The organism is Pseudomonas sp. W15Feb34 (assembly GCF_023127765.1).
Classification (GTDB): Bacteria; Pseudomonadota; Gammaproteobacteria; order Pseudomonadales; family Pseudomonadaceae; genus Aquipseudomonas; species Aquipseudomonas synxantha_A.
On record NZ_SPKN01000029.1, the window covers coordinates 202,295 to 216,782 of the forward strand.

Annotated in this window: 12 protein-coding genes; 6 read left to right on the forward strand and 6 right to left on the reverse strand. The window is 62.7% G+C overall.

Annotated features, from left to right (window positions below; translation table 11 throughout):
- Nucleotides 1–13 precede the first annotated feature (13 nt).
- A complete protein-coding gene (gene thiE / locus E4O97_RS14665) occupies nt 14–637 on the reverse strand; it encodes a thiamine phosphate synthase (RefSeq protein ID WP_032879317.1) in 624 nt (207 codons plus the stop codon).
- 32 nt (nt 638–669) lie between these two features.
- Nucleotides 670–1,467 carry a hydroxymethylpyrimidine/phosphomethylpyrimidine kinase gene (locus E4O97_RS14670; RefSeq protein WP_248161570.1) on the reverse strand — a complete coding sequence of 266 codons (798 nt, stop codon included), beginning with the start codon at nt 1,465–1,467 and terminating at the stop codon, nt 670–672.
- Nucleotides 1,468–1,742: 275 nt separating this feature from the next.
- On the opposite strand from E4O97_RS14670, the gene E4O97_RS14675 reads away from it, so the two are divergent.
- The 4 genes from E4O97_RS14675 to E4O97_RS14690 all read left to right on the forward strand — a co-directional run bounded on the left by E4O97_RS14675 (nt 1,743) and on the right by E4O97_RS14690 (nt 8,121).
- Nucleotides 1,743–4,142, forward strand: coding sequence for a hybrid sensor histidine kinase/response regulator (locus E4O97_RS14675; protein ID WP_103734848.1), 2,400 nt, complete (start codon nt 1,743–1,745; stop codon nt 4,140–4,142).
- 68 nt (nt 4,143–4,210) lie between these two features.
- The gene (locus E4O97_RS14680; RefSeq protein ID WP_078822411.1) at nt 4,211–5,869 is read left to right on the forward strand and encodes an acyl-CoA dehydrogenase family protein; all 1,659 of its coding nucleotides are present in this window, start codon (nt 4,211–4,213) and stop codon (nt 5,867–5,869) included.
- 75 nt (nt 5,870–5,944) lie between these two features.
- On the forward strand, nt 5,945–7,417 hold the full coding sequence (gene amn, locus E4O97_RS14685) for an AMP nucleosidase (protein WP_164699529.1): 1,473 nt from the start codon (nt 5,945–5,947) through the stop codon (nt 7,415–7,417).
- 71 nt (nt 7,418–7,488) lie between these two features.
- Nucleotides 7,489–8,121, forward strand: coding sequence for a pseudouridine synthase (locus tag E4O97_RS14690; RefSeq protein ID WP_248129878.1), 633 nt, complete (start codon nt 7,489–7,491; stop codon nt 8,119–8,121).
- Here the strand turns inward: E4O97_RS14690 and E4O97_RS14695 are convergent.
- Both E4O97_RS14695 and E4O97_RS14700 read right to left on the reverse strand, forming a co-directional pair.
- Entirely contained in the window at nt 8,116–8,325 is a 210-nt protein-coding gene (locus E4O97_RS14695; protein ID WP_025999909.1) for a DUF2788 domain-containing protein, read from the reverse strand. The genes E4O97_RS14690 and E4O97_RS14695 overlap by 6 nt on opposite strands.
- A gap of 193 nt (nt 8,326–8,518) precedes the next feature.
- A complete protein-coding gene (locus tag E4O97_RS14700; RefSeq protein ID WP_003194418.1) occupies nt 8,519–8,998 on the reverse strand; it encodes an Lrp/AsnC family transcriptional regulator in 480 nt (159 codons plus the stop codon).
- A 416-nt stretch (nt 8,999–9,414) separates the two neighbouring features.
- Between E4O97_RS14700 and E4O97_RS14705 the strand changes: the two genes are divergently transcribed.
- A complete protein-coding gene (locus E4O97_RS14705; RefSeq protein WP_216092148.1) occupies nt 9,415–10,371 on the forward strand; it encodes a DUF6515 family protein in 957 nt (318 codons plus the stop codon).
- On the opposite strand, the gene E4O97_RS14710 is transcribed toward E4O97_RS14705, so the two are convergent.
- On the reverse strand, nt 10,368–11,261 hold the full coding sequence (locus E4O97_RS14710; RefSeq protein WP_032879326.1) for a cation diffusion facilitator family transporter: 894 nt from the start codon (nt 11,259–11,261) through the stop codon (nt 10,368–10,370). The genes E4O97_RS14705 and E4O97_RS14710 overlap by 4 nt on opposite strands.
- Before the next feature lie 9 nt (nt 11,262–11,270).
- Complete coding sequence (locus tag E4O97_RS14715) at nt 11,271–11,690, reverse strand: hypothetical protein (RefSeq protein WP_005791686.1); 420 nt, start codon at nt 11,688–11,690, stop codon at nt 11,271–11,273.
- A 253-nt stretch (nt 11,691–11,943) separates the two neighbouring features.
- On the opposite strand from E4O97_RS14715, the gene hrpB reads away from it, so the two are divergent.
- Nucleotides 11,944–14,454, forward strand: coding sequence for an ATP-dependent helicase HrpB (hrpB, locus tag E4O97_RS14720; RefSeq protein WP_248161572.1), 2,511 nt, complete (start codon nt 11,944–11,946; stop codon nt 14,452–14,454).
- Nucleotides 14,455–14,488 lie beyond the last annotated feature (34 nt).

Genomic DNA, 14,488 nt, shown 5'->3' on the forward strand with positions numbered 1-14,488 from the left:
CGTCTCTCTGAAATCAGATTTTAAGAAGGGCATTGAAAGCACGGGCGCGTCGCGTGACTTCCTGAGTACTGTCGGCGCCGAACAAACCGTGCACCACGGCCAACAGGTCGGCACCGTGGGCCACCAGCGGTTCGGCGTTGTCCAGGGTCACGCCGCCGATCACGCAGATCGGCAACTGCAAGCGCGTGCGGGCCTCGGCCAGCATTTCAACGGTGGCGGCAGGTGCGCCGGGCTTGGTGGTGGAATTGAAGAAGCGCCCGAAGGCGACATAGCTGGCGCCTTCCTTGGCGGCCTGTTCGGCCAGTTCGATCTGGCTGTGGCAGGTAGCACCGATGATCGCCTTGGAACCGAGCAGCGCACGGGCCGGGGTCAGCGGACCATCGGTCTGCCCCAGATGCACGCCCACGCCCAGGCGCGCGGCGAGTTCGGCATCATCGTTGATGATCAATTGAGTCTTGTAGCGCGAGCACAGTTCATACAGCTTTTCGGCTTCACGCAGGCGCCGTGCCTCGTCGCTGCTTTTGTCGCGGTACTGCAACAGTGTCACGCCGCCGTCCAGCGCCGCTTGGACGTAGGCGAGGAACTTGCCGGCCAGGAGCTGGCTGTCGGTAATGGCGTAAAGGCCACGTAGTTTCATCGGGCAAGCCCCTTGCTGTGACAAGCGATAAGTTACGAGCAGAAATCCAGCGGCAGCCGGCGCGGCACGAACTGGCCCTGGCCCAGTTGCTCGGCGTCACGCAGGGTGCGCCAGGTGTAGTTGAGGGCCGATTGCACCGCGCTGGCCAAACCTTCGCCCTGGGCGATGCGCCCGGCCAGGGCGCTGGCCAAGGTGCAGCCCGAACCGTGATAGCTGCCGGGCAAGCGCTGGCAGGTAAAGGTATGGCGCGTGCCGTCGCGGCTGTACAGGCGGTTGTGCACTTCGTGTTCGTCGCCATGGCCGCCGGTGATCAGCAGGTGCTTGATGTACGGCAACAGTTTCTCGGCGCATTCATCGGCAGTGCCGTCTGGCAGTTCGGCCAGGATGCGCGCTTCCGGCAGGTTGGGCGTGGCGATCAGTGACAAGGGCAACAGCCGCTCGCGCATCGCATAGCCGACTTCGTCCTTGCCCAGGCTACCGCCGCCACCGGCGCGCAGCACCGGGTCGCAGACCACCGGCAGATGCGGGTGCGCCTGCAGCAGTTCGACCACCGTATCGACCATAGCGGTGGAACCGAGCATGCCCAGTTTGACGGCTGCGACTTCGGAGTCGCCGAGCACGGCATTGGCCTGGGCCAGCACCCACTCACGGTCGAGCACGCGGAAGTCGCTGACATTGACGGTGTTCTGCACGGTCAACGCTGTGACGGCCGGGGCCGCGTGGCAGCCCTGGGCGAGCAGGGCTTCGATATCTGCCTGCAAGCCGGCGCCACCACTGGGATCGTGGCCGGAGAGACAGAGGACAACAGGGCGAGAGCTGTAGATATTCATGGTGCGCGAGCTTACCACCAAACGCTTTTTGCGTGGCCGTCTGACGATGGTTGAAGTGTGAGCGCTGAAGCAGCGCTTTTCTGGCGATTGAAACAGCATGAAAATCCTCTGAAGGCCTTGATGTAGAGCCTTTCAAAAAAATAGTTCAATGGTGTCCAATGGCCTTTAATGGCTATGCTAAAGTGCATTCAAACAACTTACTGTATCGCCGGTGTACGTCTTCTCAAAAGGATGGGGGGCTTTTGACATAACCGGACAGGCCACGCTGGGGCTCTATGCGCTATTTGCTGATCTTTATATTGTGCGGGCTACCCTTGCTCGCCGGCGCCGTCGAGTTCAACCAGGACACGCGAAGCCTGCCGCTGGGCCAGGTCATGCAAGTGCTCGAAGACCCAACCGATGCCCTCACCATTGCCGATGTCAGTTCCCCCGCCTACGCCGCCCAGTTCAAGACCCATGACAAAGCCACTCTCAACGCCGGCTATTCGCGCTCGGTGTTCTGGCTCAAGGTCAACCTGCATTACAGCGCAACAGATCCCCGTGCACCGCGCACCTGGTTTCTGGAGTTGGCTTATCCGCCGCTCAATCGCCTGGACCTGTATCAGAGCGACGGCACCGGTCACTACCGCCTGACCGCCCGCACCGGCAGTGCATTACCGTTTTCCAGCCGTGAGGTGAGCCAGAGCAATTACCTGTTCAAGCTCAATTTTGCGCCCGATCAGCAGCAGACCCTGTACCTGCGCTTGCAAAGCCAGGGCTCGATCCAGGCGCCGCTGACCCTGTGGGCGGGCACGGCGTACCTGGAAGAACAACCGCTGCGCTTGTATGTACTCGGGGCTATTTATGGTGTGCTGCTGGGCATGCTGATCTACAACCTGTTCATTTACCTCAGCGTGCGCGACACCAGCTACCTCTATTACATCCTCTATATTGCATCGTTCGGCTTGTACCAGCTGTCGGTCAATGGCGTCGCGGTGCAGTACTTCTGGCCGAACAACCCGTGGTGGGCGAATGCGGCGGTGCCGTTCCTGATCGGATCGGCGGCATTGTTCGGCAGCCTGTTCGCTCGCAGCTTCCTGCACACCGTGCAGCACAGCCGCTGGATCGACCGGATCCTGCTGGCGCTGGCAGCCTGCGGCGGCGTGGTGATGGCGCTGGCGCTGTTGACCAGCTACGCCGTGGCCCTGCGCCTGGCCACCGGCCTGGCGCTGGTGTTCACCGTGACCATCTTTGTCGCCGCGATCAAGGCCTGGTACTGCGGGCAGCGCATGGCGCGCTACTTCATCATCGCCTGGTCGGCGTTCCTGCTGGGCGGAGTGGTCAATACGCTGATGGTGCTGGGCTACCTGCCCAACGTGTTCCTGACCATGTACGCCAGCCAGCTCGGCTCGGCCATTGAAGTGGCGCTGCTGTCCCTGGCCCTGGCCGACCGCATCAACGGTATGCGCGAACAGCAGGCGCAAATCCTCCTCGACGCCAGCCAGAAGCTCGAAGCGCTCAACCAGCAACTGGCCCGCAGTAATCGCCTCAAAGACGAGTTTCTCGCCACCCTGACCCACGAACTGCGCACGCCGATGAATGGGGTGATTGGTTCCCTGGAATTGATGCAGACCGTGCCGTTGGGCGAGGACCTGGCGCAGTACCAGCAAACCGCCGCGGGCTCGGCGCGGGACATGATGCGCATGGTCAACGGTATCCTCACCCTGACCGAGTTGCAGGCCGGTCGGATGGTGGCCCAGCCGCAAGCGTTCAGCCTGCGCGGTGTGCTCGACACCTTGCGCCAGCAGTTCACCCCCAGCGCGCAGAGCAAGGGCCTGGCGTTTTCCATTGATGTTGCCGATGAGTTGCCGGACCGGGTGATCGGCGATGCCGACAAACTGCTCCAATGCCTGGATTGCCTGCTGGACAATGCATTCAAATTTACCCAACTCGGCGCTGTGCGCTTGCGCGTGGTCGGGGTGCCCGAAGGGGAGGGTGCATTGCACCTGAGCTTTATTGTCACCGACACCGGTATCGGCTTCGCCTTTCTCGATGAGGCCACGCTGTACCAGCGCTTCTTCCAGCTTGATGGCTCGATGACTCGCGAATACGGCGGCCTGGGCATTGGTTTGGCGATTTGCCGGCAGTTGATCGAGCTGTTGGGTGGGCGCCTGACCCATCATTCGGAGCCGCGCAAGGGCAGCCGTTTTCAGTTGGAGGTGGACGTCAGCGTGGTGCCTGCGCAACCCAAGCCGAGCGGGCAAGCGCAGCCCAGGCAGCGTGCGCCCCAGGATTGCACCGTGTTGCTGGTGGACGACAACAGCGTCGGCCAGTTGGCGGTGCGTGGCATGTTGCTCAAACTCGGCTACCGGGTGAAAACCGTAGATAACGGCCCGGCGGCACTGGCGGCATTACAAGGCAATCGCTTCGATGCGGTGCTGCTCGACGTGCCGGAGGGCGGCTTCTCATTGTGCTGTCAGATTCGTGCACTGCCCGACTGTGGTGAGTTGCCGGTGATCGCCTTGAGTAGCTCAAGTGATGGACCAGAGCGTGAACGCTGCCATGGCATCGGCATGACTGATCGCCTGGCTAAACCGGTGCGGTTCGAAGCCCTGCAAGGGGTGCTGGAGCGCCGCGTGTTGCGCTTGGGTGAGGGCGAAAGCGCCGGGCATTCGGCGGGTATGCCACTGTTTTAAGCGTGAGGTCGGTGCTTAACTGAATTCAAGGCCCCTCTTTCACGTGGCCTTTTTCCAGGAGGCCCGTCATGAACCTGCATCAGTTTGCCGAAACCCACGACGTCACCAATCAGCCACCGTCCCTGGACGGCACCAACCTGTATCGCATCGACTTGCCCCTGCAGCAATGGTCGCGTCGCTTTGGCGCCGGCTGGGCCGAATCGCGTATCGATGCCTACGGCGCGCTGGCCGGAGGGCCGTTGATGGCAGCCGGGTTCCTGGCCAACCAGAACAAACCGGTGTTCAGCAGCCATGACCGTTATGGTCATCGCATTGACCTGGTGGAGTTTCATCCGGCTTATCACGAACTGATGCGCACTGCCGTTGAGCATGGCCTGCCGTCGCTGCCCTGGGCTCACCCGCAGGCCGGCGCCCATGTGGCCCGTGCGGCAATGACCTACCTGCACAGCCAGGCCGAGGCCGGCACCGGTTGCCCGCTGACCATGACCTTCGCCTGCGTTCCGGCCTTGCGCCTGCAACCGGACCTGGCAGATCGCTGGTTGCCGAAAATCCTTTCGACCCAATATGACCCACGCAACGTCGGCATTGCCCACAAAGCCGGCGCCACCATCGGCATGGCCATGACCGAGAAGCAGGGCGGCACCGACGTGCGGGCCAACACCACACGCGCTTATCCGGTGGGCGCGGGTGGGCCCGGCCAGGCCTATGAACTGGTGGGCCACAAGTGGTTCTGCTCGGCACCGATGTGCGATGGCTTCCTGACCCTGGCCCAGACCGACAAGGGCCTGACCTGTTTCCTGCTGCCCCGGCACCGCCCGGATGACACGCGCAACGAGTTCTATATCCAGCGCTTGAAGAACAAACTCGGCAACTGCTCCAACGCGTCCAGCGAAGTGGAGTTTCGCGGCGCCCTGGCCTGGATGGTCGGTGAAGAGGGCCGGGGTGTGCCGACCATCATCGAAATGGTCGCCATGACCCGCTTCGATTGCATGGTCGGCTCCAGCGCCTTGATGCGTCAGGCACTGACCCAGGCCAGTCATCACTGCGCGCACCGCCTGGTCGGTGGCCGCGTGCTCAACCAGCAGCCGCTGATGCAGAACGTCCTGGCCGACCTGGCATTGGAGAGCGAAGCGGCCCTGGCCTTGAGCCTGCGCATGGGGCGCGCCCTGGATCATCTTGAAGATGAACAGGAAGCCAAGTTCGCTCGGCTGGTCACGGCGGTGGGCAAGTATTGGATCTGCAAGCGAGCGCCCGCGATGATCAACGAAGCCGCCGAATGCATGGGCGGCGCCGGGTATGTGGAAGACAGCATCCTGCCGCGTCTTTACCGTGAGGCGCCGGTGAACTCGACATGGGAAGGTTCCGGCAATGTGCAATGCCTGGACGTACTCCGCGCCTTGTCCAAAGAGCCAGGCGTGCTGGAGGTGCTGTTTGTGGAGTTGGGAGACGGCCATGGTGACAAGCAACTGGCGCGGCATATCGAGCAGTTGAAGTCGGCGTTTATGGACACCCAGGACATTCAGTACCGTGCGCGGCAGTTGACCGAGGATATTGCCGTGGCGTTGCAGGCCAAGTTATTGCTGGAAGCAGGAAATGCGGCGGTCAGCGACGGGTTTATCGCCAGCCGGTTGGGCGAATCGTCGGGGCGGGTATATGGCACCTTGCCGCGTGGGGTGGATGTAGAAGCCATAGTCGCGCGCTCAACCCCGCCATCTCCCATATTTTAAGGTGCATTCCAATCCGGCTGTTTCGGTGAGGCCGGGATACAGGCAAGATAAAGGCCTGCAAGTCCAGAACACAGGATGCTTACCGTGACCGAAGCTTTTGTTGTCGTTAAAACCGCCGAAGAAGCCGTGGACCGGCTGGCGGCTCTGCATGAGCAAGCCACCGGCGCGCTCAATCAAGCCCTCAAGCAATACCTCAAGGACCGCGTCGAGCCCGACGCCGCACAACGCGCACTGTTTCGCTACCCGGAACTGCGCCTGACCTACCACTGCCATGGCGAAGTCCCACAGACCACCCGTGCATATGCCAAGGTGCAACTGCCGGGTACCTACAGCGTCACCGTGACCCACCCCGCCGCGTTTCGTAAGTACCTGCTGGAGCAACTGGTGCCGCTGATGCACGACTTCACCGTCACGGTGGAAGTGGGCGTCAGCCAGCAGAACATTCCGTACCCGTATGTGGTGGAGCAGGGCGACGAACTGGCCGGCTCCGGCGTGACCGCCGCGACCCTGGCCCGCGTATTCCCCAGTACCGACCTGTCCGCCGCCACCGACGGCATTGCCGATGGCCTTTACGACTGGGAAAACACCGACCCGCTGCCCCTGGCATTGTTCGACGCGGCGCGCGTGGACTTTTCCCTGCGCCGCCTGGTGCATTACACCGGCAGCGATTGGCGCCATGTACAGCCGTGGATCCTGCTGACCAACTACCACCGCTACGTTGACCAGTTCATCCTGCACGGCCTGGAACAACTGCGCAGCGACCCGCGTTTTATCCGCATGGTGCTGCCGGGCAACGTGGTCATCGACAAGAGCATGGACCACGGCGAAGCCTCGGCGATTGCCGCCGGCGTGGTCTGGCATCGCTACCAGATGCCGGCGTATCACCTGCAAGCCAGTGACGGCCACGGCGTGACCCTGGTGAACATCGGCGTGGGCCCGTCCAACGCCAAGAACATCACCGACCACCTGGCCGTGTTGCGCCCGCATTGCTGGCTGATGATCGGCCACTGCGGCGGCCTGCGCCAATCCCAGACCATCGGCGACTACGTACTGGCCCACGCTTATATGCGCCGTGACGGGATTCTTGACCGCGTGGTACCGCCGAACATCCCGATCCCGGCCCTGGCCGAGGTGCAGTTGGCGCTCCAGCAAGCGGCGGCCCACGTCACTGGCGAAAAAGGCGAAGAGCTGAAAAAACGCCTGCGCACCGGTACCGTGCTGACCTATGACGACCGTAACTGGGAATTGCGCTGGGCCCAGGAACGGCCGCTGATCAACCTGTCCCGCGCCGTGGCCGTGGACATGGAAAGCGGCACCATCGCCGCCCAGGGTTACCGTTTGCGCGTGCCTTACGGCACCTTGTTATGCGTATCCGACAAACCCTTGCACAGCGAGATCAAGCTGCCGGGTTCGGCCAACGCGTTCTACGAGCGTGCGGTCAGCCAGCACTTGAAGATCGGCATCGAGGCGGTCGACCTGTTGCGCACCGAACTCAACTCGTTGCACTCGCGCAAACTGCGCAGCTTCGACGAGCCGCCGTTCCGCTAAGCGGTTGGGATGGTCATTTGGCGGTCAGGCCACTAGCATTGTCGGTCCTGACCGTTAGATGTTTCTTTGCCATGTCCCGTCCTACCCGTCCCGATTCGCGCCGCCCAGGCGTGAAACCTTCGCAGCCTGTTCGGCGTGTCGCCAAGGCGCCACCGGCCGAGCCGAAGCTGATCCTGTTCAATAAGCCGTTCGACGTGTTGACCCAGTTCAGCGACGAAGGCGGTCGCGCGACCCTCAAGGATTTCATCGACATTCCCGGTATTTACCCGGCCGGGCGCCTGGACCGTGACAGCGAAGGCTTGCTGCTGTTGACCAACGATGGCCAGCTTCAGGCGCGCATCGCCGACCCCAAGCACAAGCTGGCGAAAACCTACTGGGTGCAGGTGGAAGGCGAGCCGACCGAAGAACAACTGCAACGCCTGCGCGATGGCGTCGAGCTGAACGACGGCATGACCTTGCCTGCCGAGGCCCGACAACTGGAGGAGCCGGCATTATGGCCGCGCAACCCGCCGGTACGTTTTCGTAAAAGCGTGCCCACCCATTGGCTGGAATTGGTGATTCGGGAAGGGCGCAACCGTCAGGTACGGCGCATGACCGCAGCGGTGGGCCTGCCGACGCTGCGCCTGGTGCGCGTGCGCATTGGTGACTGGTCTATCGACGGCCTGGATCAAGGCCAATGGAAAGCAGTACCGGCGCGCCTATAAAGCGCCGGACTCGATCAAGCCGATCACCACGCTCTTGATGATGAACGCGGCCACGCCCAGGCCCAGCACGAAAAACAGAATGAATGAGCCAAAGCGCCCGGCCTTGGATTTCTTCGCCAGGTCCCAGACGATAAAGCCCATGAAAATGATGAGGATAGTGACCAGGCCGGTCATCATCCATTCTTCAAACAGGGCGGGGTCGATGTTGTTCATGGGGCTCTTCCAGCAAGACAAGCGAGCAGTATACGGCAGCGTTACAGACGCAACATTGACCTGAGTCGAAGCACAATCCAAATGTGGGAGGGGGCTTGCTCCCGATGACTGAGTGTCAGTTATTTATCAACTGACCCACCGCTATCGGGAGCAAGCCCCCTCCCACATTTGAATCTCAGTGTTCTCAGGTGCGCAGGTGGGTCAGCGGCAGTTCGGTGCTGTTGAGTACCTGGTTGAGCACAAAGCTGGAACGCACGCTGGTCACCCCTTCGATGCGGGTCAGATGGCCCAGCAGCAGTTTCTGGTAATGGTCCATATCCGGCACCACCACCTTCAACTGGTAGTCCGCGTCCATCCCGGTCACCAAACTGCATTCCAGCACTTGCGGCAAGGTGCGAATGGCGGCTTCAAAATTCTCGAAACGCTCCGGCGTGTGCCGGTCCATGCCGATCAATACGTAGGCTGTAAGGCTAAGGCCGAGCATCTTGCGATCCAGCAGGGCGACCTGGCGGGCGATATAGCCGTCGTCTTCCAATTGCTTGACCCGGCGCGAGCAGGGCGAAGGCGACAGGCCGATGCGTTCGGCCAGCTCCTGGTTGGAGATCCTCGCGTCGCGCTGCAATTCCGCCAAAATACTCAGGTCGTATCGGTCAAGCTTGCTCATTGGGTTGGCCTTTGTCGTAACTATTGCGGTGAATTATCCATGAAGGGTTAAAAATTGCGCAAGCACTGTTTATTGACGCAATCTTCGCAATCATCTGTCCGCCCGGCACGCCTATGATTACCAACAGAATCACCGCCTGGACAACAGTCCACAGCAGCGCGCCCAATCAGGCCCGCTGCGGCCGCCGCCCCAGCAGGGTTGAGCCGGCCTCCAGGCTGCACACTGTCCACAAGACGGCGTGAGGTGAGCCAACGTCAAAAGCGTTGAGCACGGACGAAATTCTCAAGGGGTGGCCGACGGGTCACCCCTTTTCTTTTGCCTTGAGAAAATAGTGCCCACGACTGATAACCTGCGTGAGAACCGGGTGAGGCTTTTCCAGTCTCATGTGTAGGCCCTAATCCGCAGTGAGGAAAAGCATGAAGCGCATCTGGCGTATGGCAGGTGTTGGTTTGCTGGTGGCAAGCGTCGGCACGCAGGTAATGGCCGACGAGCGCGATAACTCACCGGGCCCGGGTCAACGGCCTGAGCACAATCAGCCACGTCCACAAAACCCGCAGGATGATCGCGGCGGCCAGCACGAGGGTGGCCAATGGCAAGGTCGCCCGCAAGGTCATGAGCCAGGGCGACCTGCACCGCAACCTTCCAATAACCTGCCGATCCAGGGCCAGCCCGACACGGTGCGCCAGACTCAGGAACCGCGCCAGGGTTATTACCGTGATATCCCCAGGCGCCCCGATGACAATCGGCATTGGGAGGCTGGCGGCCCCGGTTCGCGTCCGGGTAACGATCGCCCCGGTGATAACCGCTGGCCAGGCCGCCCCGACGGGCATGGCAACGGCTGGGGTCCGGGCCCGCAACATCGCCCTGGTTATGTCATCGACCGTTTCCCCGACCGCAATTACCGCGTGCCTTACCGTGGCCAGGACTACTTTTTCTCCGGCGGCTACTGGTATCGCCCCCAAGGTCCACGCTACGTGGTGGTGACGCCACCCTATGGCATCCGCGTGCATTACCTGCCCGACTATGCGCGTGAAGTATGGGTAGGGGGTTCGCTGTTGTTCCTTGCCGCTGGCGCGTACTACGCCTATGAGCAAAGCACCCAGCAATACGTGGTGGTGCAGCCTCCTGCGCAAGTGCCATCGCCCCAGCCGGCGCCGCAAGGCAACGGCTATGACGTAGTGGCCTACCCTGCCAACGGCCAATCGCCGGCGCAGGTGCAGCAGGACGGCTACGACTGTTATCGCTGGGCGGTGCAGCAAAGCGGCTTCGACCCGCGCACCGTCACCTACGCCCCGGACCCGGCGGTGGTGCAAACCTACCGCCAGGCCCAGGGCAACTGCCTGGGCAGTCGTGGGTATCAGGTGCAGTACTAGGTTTTGTTGCCGGTGACCACTTCCAGCGGGTCGGCGTGCACCAATACTTCGGCTTTCGGGTATTCCCGGTGAATGGCGTCGGCGGCCTGGTCGCTGATGCCGTGAGCCACCGACAGCGTCAATTCCCCCGGCAACTCCAGGTGCAGCTGCACAAACCAGTGGTTGCCGGAAACCCGCGTACGCAAGTCGTGGGCACCCAGCACGCCGGGTACGCCACGAGCCAGTTCCAGCATGTGCTGGCTGACATCTGGCGGTAACTCTTCGTCCATCAACACCGCAAAGCTTTCGCGGGCGATCTGGATCGCGCTCCACAGAATATAGGCGGCGATACCCAGGCCAAACCAGGCATCGACCTGATGAAAGCCAAAACCGGCCAACACCAGCGCAATCAGGATGCTGCCGTTGAGCAGCAAGTCCGAGCGGTAGTGCAGCGAGTCGGCGCGCACCGCGTTGGAGCCGGTCTCGCGCACCACGCGGTGTTGCAGCATCAGCAGGGCCACGGTCAGCGCCAGCGACAGGATAATCACGCCAATGCTCAGCCACGGTGCGCCGACCGGCTCCGGATGCTTGAGCCGTTCAAAGGCCTGGAGCGCAATCAGCACCGCACTGCCGGCAATAAACAAGGCTTGCGCCATGCCCGCCAGCGACTCCGCCTTGCCGTGCCCGTAACGGTGATCGTCATCGGCCGGGCGCAGGGCGTAATGCACGGCCAGCAGATTCAACAGCGAGGTCACGCCGTCGAGCAGCGAGTCGGTCAGCCCGGCGAGCATACTCACCGAGCCGCTGAGCCACCAGGCGATGGCCTTGGTGATAATCAGCACACTGGCCACGCCCACCGAGGCGCGGGTGGCCAGGCGCAGAAGCCTGGCGTGTTCGGGACTGCTGGTCATGGGCTGTCCTTACGCGGCGGGCTGCAGGCCCAGGGACGCGAGTTGTTGCACGCTGCCCTTGAACTGGATCAGACGCGGGTCGTCCAGCGGCAAGCTGCGGCCGGTTTCCTTCTCAATGATGCTTTGCAGCTTGGCATTGTCGACCTTGCCGTCGGCGCCGATGGCTTCGTGCAATTTCTCGGGCGCGACCTGGGCGGTCTTGCCGGGTTCGTAGTAGATCGCGCCCGTGGCGAAGTCGACCCCAAACGCGATCAGGCCCGGGATCACGTAGAACAGCAGGCCGACGGCATCGAGCACGGCAATGGCCGGGTCGATCTTGCCGTCGATCTGGCCACGGCGGTCGGGGTAGAAAATCGAGCCGCAGGCGGTGAGTTGGCTCAGCAGGGTGACGGCGAGGACACCGCCGATGACACGGGAAGCGATACGCATGAAAAAGTCTCCTGAACATATTTAAGGGTGACTATAAGCCAGATCGGCCAGACGCCGATGAACCAATGTGGGAGCTGGCTTGCCTGCGATTGCGACGGTTCAGGAAATACAGCGGCAACTGTCACACCGCTATCGCAGGCAAGCCAGCTCCCACCTTCGACTGCATTCACAGCCCAAAGCGTGGGTGTTTTTGAGACCTGCATCGGCATCCGGCAGTTCGCCGTTATACTCGCCGCTCTGCTTTGGAGCCAGTATGAATTCGTTGCCGATCGATGATGTTTTACCCGCCCTGCGTGACGCCTTGGCGCATCGCCATGAAGCCGTGCTGGAAGCGCCGCCTGGCGCCGGTAAAACCACCCGCGTGCCGTTGGCCTTGTTGCATGAGCCGTGGCTCGCCGGGCAAACCATCCTGATGCTCGAACCCCGGCGCCTGGCCGCACGGGCTGCCGCCGAAAGACTGGCCAGCGAGCTGGGCGAAAAGGTCGGTGAGACCGTGGGCTACCGCATTCGCCTGGACAGCAAAGTCGGCCCCAACACGCGTATCGAGGTGGTGACCGAAGGCATCCTCACTCGCCGCCTGCAGGACGACCCGGCATTGGATGGCGTGGGCCTGTTGATCTTCGACGAATTCCACGAGCGCAGCCTCGACGCCGACCTGGCGCTGGCCCTGAGCCTTAACGGGCGCGAGCTGTTTCGCGACGACCAGCCGCTGAAGATCCTGCTGATGTCCGCCACTCTCGAAGGCGAGCGCCTGGCGGGCTTGCTGGATGACGCGCCGATTCTGCGCAGTGAAGGGCGCATGTTCCCGGTGCAGATGCGCTGGGGCCGGCCGTACCAGGCCGGGGAGTTTATCGAGCCGCGCGTGGTGCATACCGTCCTCGAAGCCCTGCATGACGAGACCGGCAGCGTGCTCGTGTTTTTGCCGGGGCAAGCGGAGATTCGCCGGGTCAACCAGCAACTGGCCGAGGCCTTGGGTGATCGCCCTGATGTGCTGTTATGCCCCCTGCACGGTGAGCTGGACCTCAACGCCCAGCGCGCCGCCATCGACCCGGCGCCGGCCGGCAAGCGCAAAGTAGTGCTGGCCACCAATATCGCCGAGACTAGCCTGACCATCAACGGCGTGCGCGTGGTGATCGACGCCGGGCTGGCGCGGGTGCCACGTTTTGACCCGGGCAGCGGCATGACGCGCCTCGACACCCAGCGCATCTCCCGTGCCAGCGCCACCCAGCGCGCCGGTCGGGCAGGGCGGTTGGAACCGGGGGTGTGTTATCGGTTGTGGTCCGAAGACCAGCATGACGGTTTGGCCGCCTATGGCAGTGCGGAAATTCTCGCCGCCGACCTGGCCGGGCTGGCCTTGCAACTGGCGCGTTGGGGCGTGACGCCCAGCCAGTTGGTTTGGCTGGACATCCCACCGACTGCCGCCTATGCCCAGGCTCAGGAGCTGTTGCAACGCCTGGGTGCATTGAACGAAGCAACCCTCACCGGCCATGGCCAGAAGATGGCCGAGCTGCCGGCCCACCCGCGTATTGCCCATCTGTTATTGCGTGGCCAGGACCTGGGGCTGGCTGCCATGGCCTGTGACGTGGCAGCCCTGTTGGGCGAGCGCGATATCCTGCGCGGCGGCGGTGCCGACTTGCACAGCCGCCTGGCGCTGATGGCCGGTGAAGAACGCGCACGCGGCACTCAGGGTGGCGTGCAGCGCGCCAAGCAGTTGGCACGGCAGTACCGTGGCTACCTGCGCGGCAAGGCGACCCAGCCGGTGGACAATCCCGACCACCCGCGCTGGCTCGGCGCCTTGCTGGCACTGGCCTACCCGGACCGCGTCGCCCAGCAACGTCGCCCCGGTGGCGCTGAATATCGCCTGGCCAATGGTCGCGCGGCGCTGTTTGCCGAAGCCGACAGCCTGATGAAACAACCCTGGCTGGTGATCGCCGACCTGGGCAGCCGCCAGGGCCAGCGCGAAGAACGCATCTACCTGGCGGCGGATTTTGATCCGGCGTTGTTCGACACCGTGCTGGCCGAGCAAGTGCGCAATGTCGACCAACTCGACTGGGACGAACGCGAAGGCGTCTTGCGTGCCGAGCGCCAACGCAAAGTCGGTGAGTTGGTACTCAGCCGCGAACCCCTGACCGGCCTCGACGAATCCGCCCGCAGCCAGGCGCTGGTCAACCTCGTGCGCCGCAAAGGCCTGGAACTGCTGCCCTGGACTCCGGAACTGCGTCAGTGGCAAGCCCGTGTGATGCTGTTGCGCCAACTCGACGCCGGCAATACCAGCGAGTGGCCCGACATCAGCGACAAGGCGCTACTGGCCAGCCTCGAACACTGGTTGATGCCTTACCTGGGCAAGGTCTCGCGCCTCAGCCATTTCGCCAACCTGGATATTTCCAGCTACCTGCATAACCTGCTGCCCTGGCCATTGCCCCAACGCCTGGAAGAGTTGGCGCCGCAGCATGTGAAAGTGCCGTCGGGATCATCGGTACGCCTGGACTACAGCGAGCAGCCGCCGATTCTGGCGGTGCGCTTGCAGGAATTGTTCGGGCTGGCAGACACCCCGCGTATCGCCGGCGGGCACCTGGCCGTGAAGTTGCACCTGCTGTCCCCGGCGCGGCGGCCGGTGCAGGTCACGCAGGATCTGGCGAACTTCTGGCGCAGTACCTACGCCGAGGTGAAGAAGGATTTGAAAGGGCGCTACCCCAAGCATTACTGGCCGGATGACCCGTTGGTGGCCGAAGCTACGGCCCGGATCAAACCCAGAAAGCCTTGAATGTAAGTAACTCCCCAGTCGTTTTGATGACTGG